Source organism: Roseovarius faecimaris, assembly GCF_009762325.1.
Taxonomy (GTDB): Bacteria; Pseudomonadota; Alphaproteobacteria; order Rhodobacterales; family Rhodobacteraceae; genus Roseovarius; species Roseovarius faecimaris.
On the sequence record NZ_CP034348.1, the window covers coordinates 3,415,487 to 3,434,677 of the forward strand.

At 61.3% G+C, this 19,191-nt stretch carries 21 protein-coding genes; 5 read left to right on the plus strand and 16 right to left on the minus strand.

Annotated elements, in window-relative coordinates:
- Nucleotides 1-39 precede the first annotated feature (39 nt).
- Both EI983_RS17075 and EI983_RS17080 read left to right on the plus strand, forming a co-directional pair.
- Nucleotides 40-954 carry an MBL fold metallo-hydrolase gene (locus tag EI983_RS17075; RefSeq protein ID WP_157708552.1) on the plus strand — a complete coding sequence of 305 codons (915 nt, stop codon included), beginning with the start codon at nucleotides 40-42 and terminating at the stop codon, nucleotides 952-954.
- Nucleotides 954-1,895 (plus strand): MBL fold metallo-hydrolase, encoded by a 942-nt coding sequence (locus EI983_RS17080; protein ID WP_157708553.1) that lies wholly within the window; start codon nucleotides 954-956, stop codon nucleotides 1,893-1,895. The genes EI983_RS17075 and EI983_RS17080 overlap by 1 nt, the downstream gene beginning before the upstream one ends.
- 8 nt (nucleotides 1,896-1,903) lie before the next feature.
- On the opposite strand, the gene EI983_RS17085 is transcribed toward EI983_RS17080, so the two are convergent.
- From EI983_RS17085 to EI983_RS17145, 13 genes are all read right to left on the minus strand, one after another.
- Nucleotides 1,904-2,971: a YeeE/YedE family protein gene (locus tag EI983_RS17085; RefSeq protein WP_157709137.1), complete on the minus strand. Its 1,068-nt coding sequence runs from the start codon at nucleotides 2,969-2,971 to the stop codon at nucleotides 1,904-1,906.
- A 42-nt stretch (nucleotides 2,972-3,013) separates the two neighbouring features.
- The gene (locus tag EI983_RS17090; RefSeq protein ID WP_246162219.1) at nucleotides 3,014-3,394 is read right to left on the minus strand and encodes a DUF302 domain-containing protein; all 381 of its coding nucleotides are present in this window, start codon (nucleotides 3,392-3,394) and stop codon (nucleotides 3,014-3,016) included.
- Between the two features lie 155 nt (nucleotides 3,395-3,549).
- Nucleotides 3,550-4,818, minus strand: a complete 1,269-nt coding sequence (locus EI983_RS17095; RefSeq protein WP_157708555.1) for an NAD(P)/FAD-dependent oxidoreductase — start codon at nucleotides 4,816-4,818, stop codon at nucleotides 3,550-3,552.
- Between the two features lie 27 nt (nucleotides 4,819-4,845).
- The gene (locus tag EI983_RS17100; protein ID WP_157708556.1) at nucleotides 4,846-5,556 is read right to left on the minus strand and encodes a c-type cytochrome; all 711 of its coding nucleotides are present in this window, start codon (nucleotides 5,554-5,556) and stop codon (nucleotides 4,846-4,848) included.
- 3 nt (nucleotides 5,557-5,559) lie between these two features.
- Nucleotides 5,560-6,618 carry a c-type cytochrome gene (locus EI983_RS17105; protein WP_157708557.1) on the minus strand — a complete coding sequence of 353 codons (1,059 nt, stop codon included), beginning with the start codon at nucleotides 6,616-6,618 and terminating at the stop codon, nucleotides 5,560-5,562.
- Nucleotides 6,602-7,870 carry a sulfite dehydrogenase gene (soxC, locus tag EI983_RS17110; RefSeq protein ID WP_157708558.1) on the minus strand — a complete coding sequence of 423 codons (1,269 nt, stop codon included), beginning with the start codon at nucleotides 7,868-7,870 and terminating at the stop codon, nucleotides 6,602-6,604. Before soxC ends, EI983_RS17105 begins: the two co-directional genes overlap by 17 nt.
- A 27-nt stretch (nucleotides 7,871-7,897) precedes the next feature.
- The gene (gene soxB / locus EI983_RS17115; protein ID WP_157708559.1) at nucleotides 7,898-9,595 is read right to left on the minus strand and encodes a thiosulfohydrolase SoxB; all 1,698 of its coding nucleotides are present in this window, start codon (nucleotides 9,593-9,595) and stop codon (nucleotides 7,898-7,900) included.
- A 96-nt stretch (nucleotides 9,596-9,691) separates the two neighbouring features.
- Nucleotides 9,692-10,546: a sulfur oxidation c-type cytochrome SoxA gene (soxA, locus tag EI983_RS17120; RefSeq protein ID WP_157708560.1), complete on the minus strand. Its 855-nt coding sequence runs from the start codon at nucleotides 10,544-10,546 to the stop codon at nucleotides 9,692-9,694.
- Nucleotides 10,547-10,569: 23 nt separating this feature from the next.
- The gene (gene soxZ, locus EI983_RS17125) at nucleotides 10,570-10,899 is read right to left on the minus strand and encodes a thiosulfate oxidation carrier complex protein SoxZ (protein WP_157708561.1); all 330 of its coding nucleotides are present in this window, start codon (nucleotides 10,897-10,899) and stop codon (nucleotides 10,570-10,572) included.
- 21 nt (nucleotides 10,900-10,920) lie between these two features.
- A complete protein-coding gene (soxY, locus tag EI983_RS17130) occupies nucleotides 10,921-11,337 on the minus strand; it encodes a thiosulfate oxidation carrier protein SoxY (RefSeq protein WP_157708562.1) in 417 nt (138 codons plus the stop codon).
- A 42-nt stretch (nucleotides 11,338-11,379) separates the two neighbouring features.
- Nucleotides 11,380-11,853, minus strand: coding sequence for a sulfur oxidation c-type cytochrome SoxX (soxX, locus tag EI983_RS17135; RefSeq protein WP_157708563.1), 474 nt, complete (start codon nucleotides 11,851-11,853; stop codon nucleotides 11,380-11,382).
- A gap of 112 nt (nucleotides 11,854-11,965) precedes the next feature.
- A complete protein-coding gene (locus EI983_RS17140) occupies nucleotides 11,966-12,544 on the minus strand; it encodes a thioredoxin family protein (RefSeq protein ID WP_157708564.1) in 579 nt (192 codons plus the stop codon).
- A gap of 9 nt (nucleotides 12,545-12,553) precedes the next feature.
- Nucleotides 12,554-13,291, minus strand: a complete 738-nt coding sequence (locus EI983_RS17145; protein ID WP_157708565.1) for a cytochrome c biogenesis CcdA family protein — start codon at nucleotides 13,289-13,291, stop codon at nucleotides 12,554-12,556.
- Nucleotides 13,292-13,382: 91 nt separating this feature from the next.
- On the opposite strand from EI983_RS17145, the gene EI983_RS17150 reads away from it, so the two are divergent.
- From EI983_RS17150 to EI983_RS17160, 3 genes are all read left to right on the plus strand, one after another.
- Entirely contained in the window at nucleotides 13,383-13,751 is a 369-nt protein-coding gene (locus EI983_RS17150) for a hypothetical protein (RefSeq protein ID WP_157708566.1), read from the plus strand.
- A 115-nt stretch (nucleotides 13,752-13,866) separates the two neighbouring features.
- Nucleotides 13,867-14,205 carry an ArsR/SmtB family transcription factor gene (locus EI983_RS17155; RefSeq protein ID WP_157709138.1) on the plus strand — a complete coding sequence of 113 codons (339 nt, stop codon included), beginning with the start codon at nucleotides 13,867-13,869 and terminating at the stop codon, nucleotides 14,203-14,205.
- Between the two features lie 42 nt (nucleotides 14,206-14,247).
- Nucleotides 14,248-15,300, plus strand: a complete 1,053-nt coding sequence (locus EI983_RS17160; protein WP_157708567.1) for a YeeE/YedE family protein — start codon at nucleotides 14,248-14,250, stop codon at nucleotides 15,298-15,300.
- A gap of 56 nt (nucleotides 15,301-15,356) precedes the next feature.
- Here EI983_RS17160 and EI983_RS17165 read toward each other — a convergent pair whose 3' ends face one another.
- From EI983_RS17165 to EI983_RS17175, 3 genes are all read right to left on the minus strand, one after another.
- Complete coding sequence (locus tag EI983_RS17165; protein ID WP_157708568.1) at nucleotides 15,357-16,769, minus strand: 3'-5' exonuclease; 1,413 nt, start codon at nucleotides 16,767-16,769, stop codon at nucleotides 15,357-15,359.
- The gene (locus EI983_RS17170; protein WP_157708569.1) at nucleotides 16,769-17,290 is read right to left on the minus strand and encodes a hypothetical protein; all 522 of its coding nucleotides are present in this window, start codon (nucleotides 17,288-17,290) and stop codon (nucleotides 16,769-16,771) included. Before EI983_RS17170 ends, EI983_RS17165 begins: the two co-directional genes overlap by 1 nt.
- 62 nt (nucleotides 17,291-17,352) lie before the next feature.
- Nucleotides 17,353-19,179, minus strand: a complete 1,827-nt coding sequence (locus EI983_RS17175) for a DUF294 nucleotidyltransferase-like domain-containing protein (RefSeq protein WP_157709139.1) — start codon at nucleotides 19,177-19,179, stop codon at nucleotides 17,353-17,355.
- Nucleotides 19,180-19,191 lie beyond the last annotated feature (12 nt).

The window sequence follows — 19,191 nt, forward strand, 5'->3', positions numbered from 1 at the left end:
GCGTCATATTCAATCTCAGGAATATGTAAGGGAGATACCATGGCCACCAGACGAGAGATACTGGCCGGGCTCGGGGCCTTCGCCCTGGCGGGCCTTCCACGTTACGGACATGCCGCCAATGCCGTCACACTGGGGTCAAGAACGGTGACCTCGGTCAGCGATGGCAATCTGGTTCTGCCCGGTGATTTTGCCTTTGCCGACCTGCCGCAGGACGAACTGGCGCCGATCCTTGCTGAATATGGTGTCTCGCGGGACCAGATCGAGCCGCCCTGCAATGTGACGCTGCTTCAGGACGGCGAGCGTACCGTACTCTTCGATGTGGGTTCGGGCTCCGGCTTCATGCCGTCGGCGGGGGCACTGGTGGACAGTCTCGACGCCCTTGGTGTCGCCCCCGAAGACGTCACGCATGTGATCTTCACCCATGCGCACCCGGATCACCTCTGGGGGCTGCTGGACGATTTTGACGACCCGGTCTTTACCGACGCCGCCTATATGATCGGACAGGCCGAATGGGACTACTGGACCGATCCCAACACGGTCAGCACCATCGGTGAGGCGCGCGCCTCCTTCGCGGTGGGTGCGGCCCGGCGGCTGGAGGCGATTGCCGATCAGGTCGAGTTCATCCAGCCGGGACAGGAGGTCCTGCCTGGCGTCGCCGCGGTCGAAAGCTTCGGGCACACACCGGGGCATTTGTCATTCGAAGTCCGCGACGGCGGCGAGGCGCTGCTGATCGGAGGGGATGCCATCGGCAATCACCATGTCGCCTTTGCCCGCCCCGATTGGGCCAGCGGGTCAGATCAGGATGCTGAACTGGGGGCCAAGTCGCGCATGATGCTGCTAGACAAGCTGGCGAGCGAGCAGATACCGCTCCTTGGTTTTCACCTGCCCGGCGGCGGGCTTGGCCGGGTAGAGCGCAAGGACAGTGCCTATCAATTCGTGATGGAGGAAATGTGATGTGGCGCTTTCTGACAGTGATCCTCGCGGCAGGTGCCGCACAGGCGCATGAAGACATTGCCGACAAATACCCCGGTTCGATGCTCTACAACAAACCGGTTGAGGTGATCCCGCATGTCTGGTCGGCCATCGGCGCCACCGCGCCGCCCACCTACGAGAATGCCGGCCATAACAACAACCTGAGCTTCATCGTCACCGGCGATGGGGTTGTCGTGATCAATGGTGGCGCGGCCTATGGGCTTGCCAAGGCATTGCATGACGAGATCAAGACCATCACCGATCAGCCGGTGAAACTTGTCTTTAACGAGAATGGCCAGGGCCACGCCATGCTCGGCAACAGCTATTGGGCCGAACAGGGCGTGCCGATCGTGGCGCATGAGGAAGCGGCGGCCGAGATTGCGGAATATGGCGGGTCGATCCTGGAAGGCATGAAGCGTTACAACGGCGATCAGGCCGAAGGCACGAGTGTCGTGGGCCCGACCGAGACCTTTGACGAAGAGTATATCGTTGAGATGGGCGACTTCCGCATCGAGGCGCGTTATCTCGGCCCGGCGCACAGCCCCGGCGATATCGTCATCTGGCTGCCCGAGCAAAGCCTGGTGATCTCAGGCGACATGGCGTTTCACGAACGGATGCTGCCGATTTTCGAGCACACCTATACCGCCGATTGGGTGGAAACCTGGGAAACCGCCTTTGAGCCGTTGGGCGCCACCTATGTCATTCCCGGCCACGGCCACCCCACCAACATGGATCAGGTGCGCCGCTATACGCATGATTACCTCGTCTATCTGCGCGGCAAGGTCGGCGAGCATCTTGAGGCCGGCGGCGATCTGGCCGACGCCTATTACGTGGACCAAAGCCCCTACGCCCATCTCGACACATACGAAGAACTGGCCACGAAGAACGCCGGCCGGGTCTATGAGCAGATGGAGTTCGAGTAAGCGTCGGCTCAGGATGTGGCCGGGTGGGGGTGGAACCCCCGGGTCAATGTCAGGTGTGTGCCCACCGCGCCCAGCCACATGCAGAACACCGCCACCCAGGCGGTGAGCGCAAAGATTGACCCGCCAGCCATGCCTGCGCCCACGGCGCAGCCACCGGCCAGCATGCTGCCAAAACCCATCAGCACAGCGCCGATCAGGTAGCGCTCCATCGGCGTATCGCGGCCAAACCGCTCGATCTTGGCCTCCCGTGCGTAAAGCGCCATCGCCGCAGAGCCGACAAACACCCCCGGCACCAGCCCGATACCGAAATTCAGCGTGATCTCGGCACTGTTGACGAGGCCCATCAGCGTATCTGTCGAAGGACCGGTGAACGTCACCGAGGAAATGGCAATCGCCTCAAAGGAGGTCTGCGCGATCATGTATGTCAGCAGCCAGCCCGACCCGACCGCGAACCCCACGCCTATGGCCGCCAGCGCCCGCGTGGCCTTGACCCCGTGATGCCAGGCCAGCATGACCGAACCCGACAGCGCCAGCCCTGCCAACACCGCCGCGAAGGTGCTCGACATCCCGATCTGCGTCAGCAGGCTGCGCTCCTCCCCGCCTTGCACGATCCAGAGTCCGGCCAAATTCTCGCGCGTGGGCGACAGAACACCGCGCAGCGAGGCCTGAGCCACCAGTGTCAGCACCAGCCCGGTCAGAAGCGCGCGCAGATTGCCGGTGGCCGAAAGAACCAGAAGGCGGCTCGCACAGCCCCGGGCCAGGATCATGCCGCATCCGAACATCAGCCCGCCAATAATCGCGCCCGACATGCTTCCGGGGGAGGCGAGCTGACGCGCCTCGCTCAATTCGATCATGCCCATGCTGATCAGCCCCTGCACCGACATGACCCCCGCGCTGAAAGCGATAAGCCAGATACAGAGCTTCTGCCCAAAGCGTCCTTCGGCCACTTCCACCGTGGCTGCCCGCAGGCAGAATCGCGAATGCTGCGCCGCCGCTCCGAAGACAATGCCGACAACCGCCCCCGCCATGGCCAGAACGGTATTGTCACCAAAGGTATCGAGCAAAGTCTCAAGCATGGCATAGCCTTTCATCTGACGCCCGCAGGCGACGCGGCAAACCTATTCTAGTGCGTTTTGCACGATCTCATCCAACAGCGCCTGCACCTCCTGCATCGGGCCGTCCGGATAGGTGCGATAGCCGATCATGATCCTACCGTCCTTTTCGGCAACGAAGATGCCATAGGGGCAATGGGCGATATTCATCAGATCCGCCTCCATCACCTTGCGCGACAGGGTGGCTGAACAGAACAGAAAGATGTCAGCCTCCTCGAAGAGCCTGACATCGCTGCCGACATCCTCACCGGTGCGGTTGAGCATCTCACCGGTATGGCTGACATAGTCGATCACCAGACCCTGCCCTATGATCGCGCTCTCCACGGCAAAGCTGGCATCGTCAAAGCTGCCTTTGTAGTCGTAGATCACCGCCTGTTCTTGGGCCATGGAGGGAACTGCAAAACACATTGCAGCGAGGGCTGCACGGAAATGATTCATTTTCGATCTCCCTTTTTCTTTAGTTCACCAGAAATGAAAACGGCGGGCTTTGACCTATGTCAGACCCGCCGAATATTCATATGATTTCAGTTCGCAAACTGTGCTTAACTGAACATATCCGACGTGATCCCGGCATACCACCCTTCCGATTCCTCATAGGTGGCCTGTCGCACTTCCGCTGTCTCGCCGGTCTGGCTGATAAAGCCATCCACTTTGGCGATCTTCTCGTCAGTGGCCTCATAAGTGGCCCCGACCTTGACGCCGTCATTGGCCTCGATCAGCGACCAGCAGGTGTTGGAGAACTTCGCCGGGAACACCTTGGACCCGGTCAGCGCCCCCCGTACCGCATTGGCGCAGACCTTTGCCTGGCTATTGGCCGAGAACCCCGATTTGGGCATATCGCCTTGCTGGCTCGCATCGCCCAGAACATAAACATCTGCATCGGCCTTGGTGGACATGTCCGCCGCATTGACCGGCGCCCAGTTGCCATCGGTCACGCCGGCGATCTCGGCAATCCGGCCCGCTTTTTGGGCCGGGATCACGTTGCAGGCATCGACCTTGGTTTCCTCGCCATCGATGGTCACGGTCATCGCCTCGGGGTTGACCGAGACATTACCACCGCCGAACTCTTCGCCGATCCAGTCGACCATACCGGCATAATGGTTGTTCCATCCTTCCTGGAAGAGCCCCATCTTGGAAAACTTCGGTTTCGGGTCAGCCACGATGATCTTTGCGGTCGGGTTGTTGGCTTTCAGCACCGATGCCACCATAGAGATCCGCTCATACGGGCCCGGTGGGCAGCGGTAGGGGTTGGGCGGGGCGACCATGGCAAACGTGCCGCCTTCGGGCATCGCGAGCACCTGCGCGCGCAAAAGCTCGGTTTGTGACCCGGCCTTGTAGGCATGCGGCATCTTGTTTTGCGACGCCAGGCTCCAGCCTTCCACCGATCCGTCGACAAAGTCGATTCCGGGGCTGAGGATCAGTTTGTCATAAGGCAGTACCCCGCCGCCTGCGAGAGTCACCGTCTTGGCGTCACGGTCCACGTCCACGGCCCAGTCATGCACCACGTTGATCCCGTAATTGGCCGCAAGCGCACCGTAGCTGTGACCCAGGTCGCTGATTTCCTTGAAACCGCCAATGTAAAGGTTCGAGAAGAAGCAGGTGTAGTAAGTGCGCGTCGGCTCGACCAGCGTCACGTCGATAGCACCCTTGCTGTCCTTGGCAATGTAGCGCGCGGCGGTCGCACCGCCTGCCCCGCCACCAATGACCACAACACGCGGCCTGCCGTGATTGTCCGCCAGAACGGCAGGCGCGGCCAGCGTCGCCGCGGCTGCGGCTCCGGAGCCGATGAAAAGTCTTCTATTCAGTTTCATGTATCTCTTCCTCCCATGAAATCGCCTCTAATCGAGGTCTTTGAAATAGGCTGCAAGGGCTGCGATCTCTTCGTCATTGAGCCGCCCCGCCATCATCTGCATGACCGGGTGCGGGCGCAACTTACGCTTGTAGGCATGCATCGCGATGACAAAGTCATCGACCGGCCAGCGGGTGATCGAGGGGATACCTTCGGCCGATCCATCGGCCTGGTGGCAGGTCAGGCATTCGGTGGCGAGGTATTCGCCATATTCCGGGTCCCCTTCCAGCGCCAGGATTGCCGGATCAAGGTCATGATCGGTTGCCCGCGCGGTGGGCTCGGCCTCGGGGATGTCGGCCGGGTTATCTGAATAGACCCGCAAATAAGCAAGGAGATTGGCGCGGTCCTGCGGGTCTTTCATGCCCCGAAAGCTCATCCGGGTCTTCGACACCAGGGCGCGCGGATTCTCGATATAGGCGTTGAGCGTTTCGGCGGTCCAGATCAGCCCGTCCACCCCGGCACGCTGCATGGATTCGGAATAGGCGTATCCTTCATGCACCGCTGCCTGCCGACCAAACAGCCCGTTAAGATGCGGGCCGATGCGGTCGCGGGCACCCTGGCCCACCTCGTGACAGCCCTTGCATTGCTGGAAAAGCCGTTTGCCCGCCTCGGCATCACCCAGCGCCTCCGTCGCCTTGACCCCGGTCGCGGCGAGCGCGGCCAGGATCAGGGCGGCTGGGAGATGGCGAAGGCTCCGCATCCGCTACATCCCGGTACTCTTGAGATAAGCGGTGATGGCCGCGATGTCCTCGTCGCTCTTGAGGCCGGCAAAGCCCATCTTGGTGCCTTTGATGAACTTCTTGGGCGCGGCGAGGAAAGCGGCCAGGTTGGCCTCATCCCAGACCAGCCCGTCCTCGGCTTTGGCCATCAGGGCTTTGGAATACTTGAAGTCCTCGAAATGCCCGGCCGGCTGGCCGACAACCCCTGTCAGGATCGGGCCCGAGCGGTGCTTGGCCCCATCGCCGACCTGGTGACAAGCCTTGCATTTCTTGAACACCTTCTCTCCCGCCTCGACCAGCGCCGGATCAAGGGCAGCTTCCTGAGCCTCGGGTTCTGCTGCGGCTTCAGCTTCGGGTTCCGGCTCTGCCGCAGCTTCGGTTTCAGGTTCTGCGACCGCTTCGGTGCCCTCTGCCGCGCCCTCTTCTTCGGGTGTCACATCAAGCACCGCGGCGCGCATGGTCACTTTCACGTCCGTCTTGCAGTCTGTCATGCAGGGTTCGCCGGTCCAGATCGGATACTCCGTCTCGGCACGGTCGTCGATGATGAAACCACCTGCATTGGGCAGCTCGAACGAGGCAAGATTTTCATGGCTCAGCACGAACTCGTCATCCACGAGATCGTTGGAATAGAGGATATACGCCACGATGGCATAGGTCTCGTCCGGTGTCAGCGTCTGCGCCTGGCCAAACGGCATGGACCGGTTCACATAGTCCCACGCGGTCGACAGGTGTGGCCAATAGCTGCCCACGGTTTTGAGCGGGTCTTCATGGGCCAGGGTCCCCCAGCCGCCAGCGAGTTTGGGCCAGTTGTCCACGCCTTCGGCAAAGTCGCCGTGGCAGATGGCGCATTTTTCGGCAAAGACCTCCTCGCCGGTGAGCACATCGCCCGAGCCTTCCGGCAGGCCTGTGCCATCGGGGGTCACATCGAGATTCCAGGCGGCAATCTCTTCGGGCAGGGCTTCGCGCCCCAGTCCGAACTTTTCGGCGAAGGCCGGGCTGGCGGTCAGGGCAAGCGCCAGGGCAATCTTAAGACACTTCGACATTTTCCGCCTCTCCGTTCTCGCGCACCCACCAGGTTTGAATGCAGTTGTTGTGATAGATCGAGTTAAGCCCGCGCACCTCGCGCAGCTGCGTCTTGGTGGGCTGAACATAGCCCGTTTCATCCATGGCGCGGGATTGCAGGAACATCTCGCCCCCGTCCCAGGTGGTGTCGAGATAGAACCGGGTAAGCGCCATCTTCTCGCCGGGTTTGGCGAGACGCGCGGTCTCCCAGGTCTTGCCCCCATCCTTGGAGACATCGACGCGTGTAATTGCACCGTGCCCGGACCAGGCAAGCCCGGTGATCACCAGCGGCCCCGGTCCGTGGGTGATCGGTGCTTGCGGGCTGGGCGAGGTGACAACCGATTTGGCATCCATCACCCAAGTCCATTTGCGGCTGGTCCCGTCTTCGAGAGTGTCGGTGTATTTTGAGGTCTCCTCACGGCTTTCCACGGGGCGGTCCATGACCTCTACGCGGCGCAGCCACTTGACCCACATATTGCCTTCCCAGCCAGGAACGACGAGGCGTACTGGATACCCGTGCTCTTTACGCAAAGCCTCGCCGTTTGCCTTGAAGGCAACGAGCACATCATCCAGCGCCTTTTCCATCGGGATCGAGCGGCCATTGGAGGACGCATCCGCGCCTTCCACATAGACCCACTTGCCCTCGGCGCTATAACCCGCCTCTTCCAGAAGCGTGCGCAGCGGCACGCCGGTATATTCCATGTTATGGATCATCCCGTGGGTAAACTGCGCGCCATTGAGCTGCGCACCCGCCCATTCCATGCCGGTATTGGCGGCGCATTCGCAGAAATACACATGGTTTTCACGCGGGAAACGCTCCAGATCGGCATAGGTAAAGACCAGCGGCGTGTCCACCAGGCCGTTGATCATCAGCCGGTAGTCTTCCTTGCGCAGCTCGATCGCCCCCGAATGGTGCCGCTCGAACGCGCAGCCCTGCGGGGTGATCGTGCCATCCAGCGCGTGGATCGGCGTGAAGTTGATCGAGCTGATCGTGTCAGCCGTCAGCCATTCCACATTGCGGCGGATGACGTCGCTTTCAAACTCGATGGGCAGGCCATAGGGCGTGGCATCCACACCGTCGCCCAGACCGCTGGCCCATTCCTGCACCTCGGTGATCAGCGGATCGGGTTCTGCGGCCCTGGCGGCCCCGGCGGCGACAGCCCCGGCGGCGGCAGCCGCGGTCCCGCGCAGGAAGGCCCGGCGCGAGGGGTTGCTTTTGAAACTCTCTGACATTCTAGAGGTCTCCTTTCGGCATTGTCATTACGCGCCCACGACCGTGACGCTGTTATTGGGATCAAGGGACACAGTCCCCTGCTTGCGGATATGGCTTTCCACCACATCCCAGATCTGCGGTCCTTCGGTGCCTTCGTTGACCGAGGCCCAGCCGGCCACGACATAGGTCTTGGCGGGGTCAATCGCCTCGCTGGTTTTCAGCAGGGTCATCTCCGAGATCCGGCTGCCCTGCGGCTGGTTGATGCCGATCCGGTAAGCCATGCCCCCGATGCGCACCATGTCGCCGCCCTGCTGGTAATAGGGATCGGGGTTGAAGATGTTGTCAGCCACATCCTCCAGGATCACCTTGATGAACTCGCCGGTCATTTCCGTCCGGTAGGCCGCGCCATAGGTCATGGACGTGACGTTCCAGATATCTTCGCGGGTGATGTCCTGCCCGGGGATCAGGCTCGGACCCCAGCGCACACCGGGCGACATGGCGATATCGGCCTCGCGCTCGGAAATCAGCGCGTTGCAGATCAGATCGTCCCAGGATCCGTTGAAGTTGCCCCGGCGGTAAAGCAGGCTGTCGGTCTGGCCGATCACCTCGGTCAACTGGTCCTGATAGGGCGCGCGCTGTTCGTCGATCAGCGCGGAGACCTCGGCATCCGGGGTGATCACGTCCGAGAAGATCGGGATCAGCTTGTGCCGGAAACCCATCATCCGCCCGTCGCGCACGTCCAGATCGACACGGCTCACGAACTTGCCGTTAGAGCCCGAGGCCACGATGATCGTCTCGCCCACCAGCACCGGCTCGGGCAGTGCATCATGGGTATGGCCCGAAAGGATCACGTCGATGCCCGAGACGATCCCGGCCATTTTCTTATCGACGTCAAAGCCATTGTGAGACAGCACGACAACCACTTCGGCCCCTTGCCCACGGACCTCGTCGACCATCTCCTGCATGTTCTCATCGCGGATACCGAACGCGTATTCGGGGAACATCCACCCCGGGTTCGCAATCGGCATGTAAGGGAAAGCCTGCCCGATCACAGCGACCTTGGTGCCGCCGCGCTCGAAGAAGGTATAGGGCGGGAACATCTCGGCCGGTTCGTCCCACTCGGCATCGAAAATATTCTGCCCCAACGCCGCGAATGGCAGACCCTCGACCAACTCATGAACGCGGTCACTGCCCAGGGTGAACTCCCAGTGGAAAGTCATCGCGTCAGGCTTGAGCGCGTTCATCACGTTGACCATATCCTGCCCCGCCGTGTGATAGCAGGTGTAGGAGCCATGCCAGGTGTCGCCGCCATCGAGCAGGATCGCATCAGGCCGGTCCGCGCGGATCGCATTAATGACCGTCGCCACACGATCCAGCCCACCGACGCGGCCATAGGTCTGCGCCAGCGCCGAGAAATCGCCCGAGCTCAGCGCATAATGCGAGGGGCTGCCATCGTCGATTCCGTAGGCCTTGCGGAAATCGGCGCCGGTGATATGCGGCACCGCGCCCTTGTTGTCGCCCACGCCGATGTTGATCGACGGCTCGCGGAAATAGATCGGCTTGAGCTGGGCGTGAATATCCGTGACATGAATGAGCGAGACATTCCCGAATGTCTCGAACTCCAGCAGCTGATCCTGGGTCAGAGCCTGTTGCGCGGCCAGCTTGGCCCAGTTGCCAAATCCGGAGGCGCCGAGAATCGCGGAGGCTGCCATGCTGGTTTGCAGAAAATCACGCCGTGAGATCATGAGCCTTTATCCCTACCGTCAATACATGCGGCTTTTTGAATGTTTCATGTTACAGAAAACCCCGCCTGACACATGGCAAGGCGGGGCCTTCAGTGGTTAGTTGCGAACCGACGGTCCTTCGACCGACAGACCGTTGCCGCGTGAGGCGACATAAAGCTCCAGAGCGACAAACTCAGGGCTGCCCGGTGCGTAGGTCTCGGCGCGGGTGTCGCGCACACAGCCCTTGAAGCGGGCATGCACCGCGTTCAGCTTGGTGTTTTTCAGGCGATACACGGGAAAGCCATTGATATGGCCCTGGCTGAGGTGGTCCGCGCGGATCATGTTGCCATAGTTGTCTTCATGGCAATTGGCGCAGCTCAGCTCAAGCTGACCGGTCCGGGTATAGTAGAGCTCCTTGCCCTGCTCCCAGGTCGATTGAGCGGGGCCGTCAATGGCCACGTTAATCGGCAGACCGCGCGAGACCGAGGCAATAAGTGCCGTCATGTTCACCATGTCGCCACCGGTGTATTTCCACGGCTCGGCGCCCATGCGGTTCTCGCGGCAATCGTTTATCTGCATTTCCAGCGTGCGGACTTCGCCAGCCGCTTCGTTCCACTTGGGATAGACTGCGCGAACCCCTGCCATGCTGTCCGATCCCTCATGGCAGCTTGCGCAGGATTTACCTTCGGATCCCTCGGCGGTTTCCCAGGCTTCCATGGCACTTTCGACGAAAATCATGCCGGGATTGTCAAAATCATCCTGCTGCATCGCACGGGTCTCTTCGCCGCGGAAATGCCAGCCCGAGATCACCTCGCTCAGCGCGCCATCGACCGCCGCCGACGCCTCGGTCCAGGTGGTCATCTCGATCTCGCCATTGACGTTCAGCGTGTCCTCGACAGGCTCCGCCAATGCCGCTCCGCCTGCCATCAGGGCAAGGGTCATCAAACCGGTTACGGTTTTCGTTTTTCTCATGTTGTTCCTCCCTGTGCTCCGGCTCAGCTCACGCTGATCGACTTGGCTTCCTCGTAGACCGAGCCATCGTCGTCATACCAGGTGAACTTGAACTCGCCGGCCTCGGGGACCTTGGCTTCAAATTCGAAATACGGGTTTGTCGAGATTGCCGGCTCCAGGGTCACGTCGATGACGTTCTCACCGTTGAAGTCGCAGGTGAAGCGATTGATGATCGAACGCGGGATGACATTGCCATCCTTATCCTTGCGCTGACCACTTTCCATTTTGTGGCTGATCAGCGTCTTGATCGTGATCGCATCGCCAGCCGCAGCCGACTTCGGGACCTTGACGCGGGGTTTTACACCTTTGGCCATGTTGAATTCTCCTTGATCCTGTTAGCCGCCGCAGCCGCCGATTGTAACCTTGACCGTGCTTGACGCTTTCGCGAAAGAGCCGTCGGCCATCTTGGCGATTGCCACCACATCCTGCGTTCCGGCCAGGCGGATACGCGTGGAAGCGGAGTGCGATGCGGCCATCGGGCCGAATTTGAACGTCGCCACCGGAGGCGTCGGGTTGCCCAGCGCCAGCACCATGATTTCCGAAGCCCCGGGGGCATCAACCGAAATCGGTACGGTGTTACCATTCTCAGCGATCTCGGGGGCCGTCAGCGTCACCCCGCTATCGGCCATCTCAGCCCCGCCGGTGAAGGCTTCGATCTGTGCTTCGCCGGCAGCAAAGGCGCGGATCGGCAGGCCGAGGGTCACAAAGGCACCGGTGCCCAGGACCATCGCATTGCGTCTTGTGAATTTCATATCCTGATCTCCTGATCTTGCATCAATCGCGCTGGGCGCGACCTATTCCTTGAGCGTGACGAGATAAGCCACCACGTCCTCGATCTGTTGGGCCGACAGAAGCGGAGCAAACGTGTCATCCGCAGCCTTGCCGGTGTAGGCTTTGCCCGGGCGAATGAAGCCTTCGGTCTTGTAGAAGGAAGGCATCATCGTGCCGTCAAACATCATCTTGGCATTGGCCACGATGCCACGCAGCTCTGCCTCGCTCCAGCGGTCGCCGGCACCATCGAGCGGCGGGCCGATCTCTCCATGGAACGGCACATCGGCCAGGTCCGTCGCCGCGTGGCAGGCCACGCAATTGCCCAGGCTCTTCGAGCTTACGATCTCGCGGCCCGCTGCCGGATCACCCGGCTTGCCGCTGAGCGACGCGGCAATCGCCCCGTCTTCGAACTTGACCTCCGTCGGGGCAACCTCACCGGCCAGTGCGCCGGTGCAGCTCAGTGCTGCGATCGCCGCTGTTGTGAAGATGATCTTCATGCGTCCTCCCTCAAACACATTCTAAATTTTGCATACCATAGAACACTCCCGCCCGCGCAATCAATGATAAATTCTACTTCTTGAATTTATTATTTTCTTGCGCAGCGGCGCCTCAGTCAAAACTGCCGTTGTTCCGCTCCTGGATGCGTCTTGCATGATAGCGCTGGAAATCCTCTTCCGAATCAAGCGCATAGCGCTCCTCGTTGACCCAGGTGAACATGTCGATCGTTGTCCCCTTGGAGAAGGCACCGGGCATCAACGCCACAGCCGACTCTGCGGCAGTTTGCCCCTCTTCCACCTCCTTCGGAAGGAAGAGAATCGAAGGCGTGAACAATATGCCCCATTTGCGCGCCGCAGCTTTTTCGCTCAGCGCCTCGCCATCGAAATCCGTCACCTCCGTGTCGCCATGCAGGTTCATCTGCACGACAAAGAAGTTTTCACGGATGTAATCGGAGACCTCAGGGTCCGAGAACACCTCCTTGTGCATCTTGGCGCAATACACACAACCGCGTTGCTCCACCATGATCACCAGACGCTTGCCTTCCGCATTGGCCTCGGCCAGATCTTCGTTCAGGTCCTTGAACGTGTCGCGCATCCAGTCGGCCTTGTGCAGACCATCATCGCCCAACTCGGCGGCCCAGAGTGGCAGCGCCAGACAGGTAGCGGACAGCAAAGCGGTCAGACGGGTCATGTCATTCTCCTATATGTTCTGGAACGCCGGAAAGGTCTCCAGCATCCATTGGGCAATGTAATTCACACTATCGGTGGCGATGAGCACCGCAAAGAAAATCAGCAGCAGGCCCATGGCCTTTTCGACCTTCGGCAGGTGCCGCCGGAACTTCGCGGCAAAGCGCAGGAACGGGCCGATGAATAGCGAAGCAATCACGAAAGGCGCGGTCATCGCCACGCCAAAGACAAGCATCAGCATCAGCCCACGCATCGCCGTCGCCTCGGTGCTGGCGGTGAAGATCACTGCAGTGAGCACCCCGCCCACGCAGGGCGTCCATCCGGCAGCAAAGGCAAATCCGACGACATACGCGCCGAGAATCGACATGTTGCGGGTCTCACCCGCATCCATCTGGAACACCCGGTTGAGAAACCCGATCCGCAGAACGCCGAGAAAATGCAGCCCCAGGACGAAAACGACCAATGCCGCGAAAATACGGAACTCTACCTGCACTCCTCGAAACGCCTGACTCAGCCCGAAGGCCGCCGCACCAAGCAGGACGAAGACGGTGATAATCCCAAGCGAGAACATGATCGACGCCAGAAACGCCCGCCGCCGCACCCCCGGCGCCAGCGTGCCATCCCCGCTGATCTCGGACATGGACGCACCAGCCATATAGCTGAGGTAAAACGGCACGATCGGCAGAACACAAGGCGAGAAGAAGACGATCAGCCCACCCAAAAGAGCGCTCACAATCGTGACATCAAACATATTGGAAGCCTCTTGGCATTGCCGCCGAGCTTGAACGACTTACATATTCAAGTTATTATATGTTTTAGCATAACGTCAAACAGGAAGTTCCATGCGCGCCGCTCGTACATTGCTAATGGCAGCCTTTATGGCGATGGGGCTGGGCGTGACGGCCCAGGCGGCAGAGCTTGTGATGGTCCAGCAGCACGGCTGTCACTGGTGCGAACGCTGGGACGCCGAGATCGCACATATCTATCCCAAAACACCGGAGGGCCAGCGCGTGCCACTCCGCCGGGTCGAGTTGCGCGACCTGCCCGACGACATCACGTTTACCTCGCGGCCGGTATTCACGCCGACCTTTGTTCTTGTGGCGGACGGTCAGGAGCTTGGCCGCATGGAAGGCTATAGTGGAGATGAGTTTTTCTGGTTTCTGCTGGGCAGACTGATCGACGAGAACGCGCATAGGATGCACAGCCAATGATACGGACAAGTATTGAGATTTTGCCGCACTTCCTGAAAATCGGCACCTCGAGGTTTGCGTTCGGGCGGCAAGGGGATCATACATGAAACACGACACGCCGGATCACAATAGCACCATGGCCCTGCCCGTTATCACCGAGGACATCAGCGACGCAGAGATGGATCGCATGATGCGTAACGCCTGCGATGCGTCTGCCTTTCTCAAGGCGATCAGCCACGAGGGGCGGCTGATGATTCTGTGTCACCTGGCCACCGGTGAAAAATCGGTGACCGAGCTTGAAGAGCTTCTTTCGGCCAGACAAGCGGCGGTCTCGCAGCAATTGTCGCGCCTCAGGACCGAGGGCCTGGTCACGCCCCGCCGCGAAGGCAAGGCGATTTATTACAGCCTCGCCGATCAGCGCGCTGTGCGCATCCTTGACGTGGTCTACGATCTATTCTGCAATGGAAATCGCTGAATCGGTCTGACACCAGGCCGGACCACTGGGAGGAGGCAGGCGATGTTGGACGGTATCCCTGAACCGGTGCTGGTTGCACTTGTGGGCTTTGTCGGCGGCGGGCTTCTGGGACTTGCGGCAAGGCTTGGCCGGTTCTGCACCCTCGGCGCTATCGAGGATTATCTCTATCAGGGCAGCGACACGCGGCTGCGCATGTGGGTTCTGGCAATTGGCTTTGCGGGGTTGATGGCCTTCATGCTGGTGCTTGCCGGAGCGCTCGATCCCAACCGCACGGTCTATCACCTCGCACCCTTCTCGCCGCTGGCCCATATCCTGGGCGGGCTGCTCTTTGGCTATGGCATGGCCCTGGCTGGCAATTGCGGATTTGGCGCGCTGGCGAGGGTCGGTGGCGGCGATCTGCGGTCCTTCGTGATCGTGCTGGTCATGGGCGTGTCAGCTTATGTGATGCTCTCCGGCCCGCTGGCGTTCCTGCGGGTGGCCTTCATCGACGCCACGGCCATTGGCACCAACGCCCGCGGCTATGCCGAAATCCTGTCTGGTGTCAGCGGTCTGCCACTCGCAATCTGCGGGCTCTTACTCTCTGCGCTCGTTGCGGCCGTCGCTCTCGGCTCGCGCGCCTTTCTGGCCGAACGCGCGGCGATGCTCTGGGCCGCGGTTGTGGCGCTGGCCATCGCGCTTGGCTGGGCCGGAACAAGTTACCTTGCCACCCAGGGCTTCGGCGCGATTGCAGTCGAAAGTCACACCTTTACCGCGCCCCTGGGCGAGACCATGCTTTATTTTATGACATCCAGCGGGGGCGGCCTCAGCTTCGGGGTGGGGTCGGTGGCCGGGGTCTGGGTCGGTGCATTCTGCGGCAGCCTGATCAAGGGGCATTTCCGCTGGGAAGCCTGCGAAGACCCGCGCGAGCTACGGCGCCAGTTCTTTGGCGCGGTTCTGATGGGCTTCGGCGCGGTGCTGGCAATGGGGTGTACTATCGGACAGGGCATCTCGGCCTTTTCGGTCATGGCACTCGGTGCGCCGCTAACCTTCGCCGCGATCTTCGCGGGCGCTGCTTTGGGTCTGCGCCAGCTGATCGAAGGCTTTGCCCGGATTTGAGCGCGACACACACTTACAGACGCAACAACCCCGCCTCTGCCTCAGGACGCGCCTGCTCAGTTCATGTCCTGCAACAGCCGCCCGTGCTGGCGGGTCTGCGCGATCACCTCGCCGAAGGTGGTGAAGCCGCGTGACGTGAGCATCGGCAACAGCTTGCACAATACCTCTGCAGTGGCTTGCGCATCGCCCAGCGCCGTGTGACGCAACACGTCAGGGATGGTGATCCCGAGCCGGTCACAGACCGCGTCCAGCGTATGTGTCTCGCTCGCCCCGAACAGCACCGCAGACAGCAGCACCGTATCGAGCACCGGGTGGTCCCAGTTGAGCCCTGCCGAGGCCCCATGCCGCTTCATGAAGGCCAAATCGAACGGGGCATTATGCGCCACGATCACGGCACCGCTGGCGAATTCATGAAACATCGCGCAGGCCGCCACAGGATCGGGCGCGCCTTTGACCATCTCATCGGTCACATGATGCACTTTCGTCGAGGCGGGCGGAATCGGCCGTCCGGGATCGACAAGCTGATCCATCACTTCGCCCGGCACGATCCTGCAATTGACGACGCGGACCGCGCCGATCTGCACGATCTCGTCCTTGTGTGGCAGAAGACCGGTGGTCTCGGTATCAAACACCACAAAATTCATCTGCGCGATCGGCTGGTCCTCGACGGTCCGGGGCAGAGCCTGATCCATCAGGTCGAAATCATAGATCAGCGGGCGGGCGTGGCTCGCGGGGATCACCGCCTGCGTGTCATCCACAAGCAGCATGTACCCCGGCGCGCCGCTCAGTGGCTTCAGCCGCGCATCAAAGGCCAGCTTGCCCTTGGTGCCATGCGCACGAAAGGACACCTCCGCGCCGGTCTCCTTCAGCTTTGCATGGGCCTCAAGCAGCTCCTGCTCACGGAAGAAATCAAAGATCGACGCGTTGAGGCGAGGCGTATGGATTTGCCGAAGAACCTCCGCCGCCTGCCCGTCATAGAGCACGATCTGATGTGACGGGCTGACCAGGATCATGGCGATCGGGATCTCTGTCAGAAGCGCGGTCAGTCGGTCCTTTTCGGTGGCCAGACGCGCGGTTTCGGCGGCGACGGCATCGGCAGCATCCATGGTGGATTGTGTCAACTGTCCGGTCACGGCCTGGGTAGCCGGGGCGAGATCACCGAGATATTTCGCCTCGTCCTCCTTCAGCTTCACATCAACCCCGGCATGGGCGCGGGTTCGCATCGCTGCTGCGAGCCGTTCGATCGGTTTGGCGACATTTTCATCAAAGAGCAGCCAGACCCCCGCAACCAGACCCAGTAGACCAAAGGCCGAGAGCAACCCCGCAAAGATGAACGCCGCGCCGGGCGCCTCGGGGTCAAGCCGGCTAAAACCGATGAGCAGCGACGCCCCTACAAGGCCGATCCCGACAACCGCAATGAACAGGAAGAACAGAAAAATGCGCAGTCTCAGGCTAAGTGAGGTCAACATCAGGTTTCTCCGCAGATCGCCACCTGGGTTGCGTTGCGATCCGAGACGCTGGTCCAGTCGGCGCCGGTGACTGCCCCGTCGGCCTCAAAGCTTACCGCATCGGTCAGCGCCGCCTGCCGTTTCCCTGCGCAGTCAGCCAGCACAGGCACCTTGTGCACCGGGGCCCAGCGTCCGAAAAGATAGACATCGGCGAGCTTCTGTCCGGGCTGGCCTTCGTGGGTCTTGATCGTCGCCTGATCCACCGCCACGAACCGCTCGACAAACGGGTGCGCATAGGTCCAGGGGCGATAGAAGGCACGGCTCTGCACCGTTTCCACGATCACCAGCCCCTCGGGCAGGCTGGCCTTGGTTCGGGCGAACCAGTTGTATTCGTTGTAGATCGTGAAGCCGATCATCGCGAGGCCCGCCACCACGGGCATCGCCCAGCGCGGCAACGCCCCGCGCAGGATCTTGTTCAGCAACAAGACAACACCGGCCGCGGCGAACCCCGCCACGAATGTGGCGATCAGTTCCAGAAACATGGCCTCTCCTCCTTTCGGTCCCGCGCCTGCCGGTCTCCTCTCCGGCCGGCGCGGAGGTCATTCTATCCTAGCATACCACTGCCGTGGCCGATGGCGGATTGCATGGTCTTGACCACGACGAACGCATCGCGCAGATGGCTGCGGTCAAAATCGGGCAGGTTGGCGGGCGGCAGAAAATTGTCGGGTGCCTTGCCCTGCTTCACCAGCTTCGCCTGATGCTCCAGCCGTGTGTCGGCAATAAGGTCATAGGCGCTCAGCAGATCCTGCGCGCCAGAAGCGCTGAGCGTGCCCTGCGCCTCTGCCGCTTCCAGCCGTGCGCGGGTGTTCACCGGGGTGAGCCGCCCGCGCAGCGCATGTATGCGGGCAAGGTCCACGATGGGCACCACACCGTTATGCTTCAGATCAATCGTGTTCTTGTGCTCGCCCGAGCGGATCGTCGCCAGCCCGCGCAGAAGGCTCAGCGGTGGCTGATGCTTGAGCGAGTTGGAAATCATATGCGCCACGAAGATCGAGTTCGCGCTGGCGGCTTTCAGCGTGTTCTCCTGAAGATCGTCAAACAGCGCCCGATGCCCGCCGATGGGCCGCAGATCAAACATCACCGAGGCCAGCATCTGGGCCTCCGGGTTGGGCTTGTTGATCCAGCCTGCGAAATACTCCTTCCACACCCTGACCGGCTGACACCAGCGCGGGTTGGTCGCCATCATGTCACCGGGACAATAGACATAGCCGCAAGTGTTGAGCCCGTCGCAGACACGTTTGGCCAGCTCGGCAAAGTACCCGTCGCGGTCGGTATCCGTCACCGCATCGTCCAGAAATAGGCAGTTGTCCTGATCGCTCACACCGGTCTGCTCCTGCCGTCCCTGGCTTCCGCAGGCAAGCCAGAGGTACGGCACGGGCGCGGGGCCAAGAGCGGCTTCGGCCAACGCCAGAAGGCGGCGGGTGGCGGTATCGGCGATGTCCGTGATCAGCCGCGTGACCACCTCGTGCCGGTTGCCGGCGGCGACAAGCTGCACCAGCAGTTTGGGAATGCGGGCGGTGACCTCGGCCATCTCCTCGGCGGTATTCGCCTGGGCGATCTCGCGCACCAGCTCGGCCGAGCTGACCGCCTGGAAGCACGTGAGATCCGTCTGTGTAACAATGCCCACGAGGCTTCCGCCCTCGACAATCGGCAAATGGCCGATGCGGTGCTCCATCATCGCGTGCAGAACATCCGATCCGATAGCAGACGGCGGCAGGGTGATCGGGTCGGCGGTCATCACGTCGCGCACGGTCGTATCCAGCGGGCGCGCCGCGGCAAGCACCTTGTTGGACAGATCGCGGGTGGTGAGGATGCCCCGCAGCGCACCGTCCTGCGTGATGCAAAGCGACGAAATCCGTTTGTCGCGCATCAGACCTGCGGCGTGCTGCACCGTGGCGCCGGGGCCGCATTCGGCAGGCCCGCGTGTCATCAGCGTTTCCACGCGCGTGGTCGCAAGCGACCGCTCCTGCGGCTTCGCGGACCGGCTCCGGTCAAAGAAGGCGCGCACCGCGGGTTCTTCAGCCATCAATGCCTCGAACGGCGTCGGCGGCAGGACAAGCAACACGCCCGCCTCGCGCATCCGCGCACCCGTCACCGCAACCCCATCGCGCAAGAGCCCGCGCTCTCCGAACGAGTTACGCAATCCCAGATGCGAGACAATCACGCCATTCTCGTCGCTGATCTCCACCTCGCCGGAATAGATCAGATAGAGCCCCTCAAGCTGATCACCCCTGTCATAGATCACCGCGCCCTGCGGAACATCCCGCACCTGGACCTGTGCCGCCAGTGTCGCGATCGCGTCGGGCTGAAGCGTGTCATAGGGGTGAACCGAGTGCAAAAAACGTATGATCTGGTCTTGGGTCAGGGGCAATGTCAATCTGCC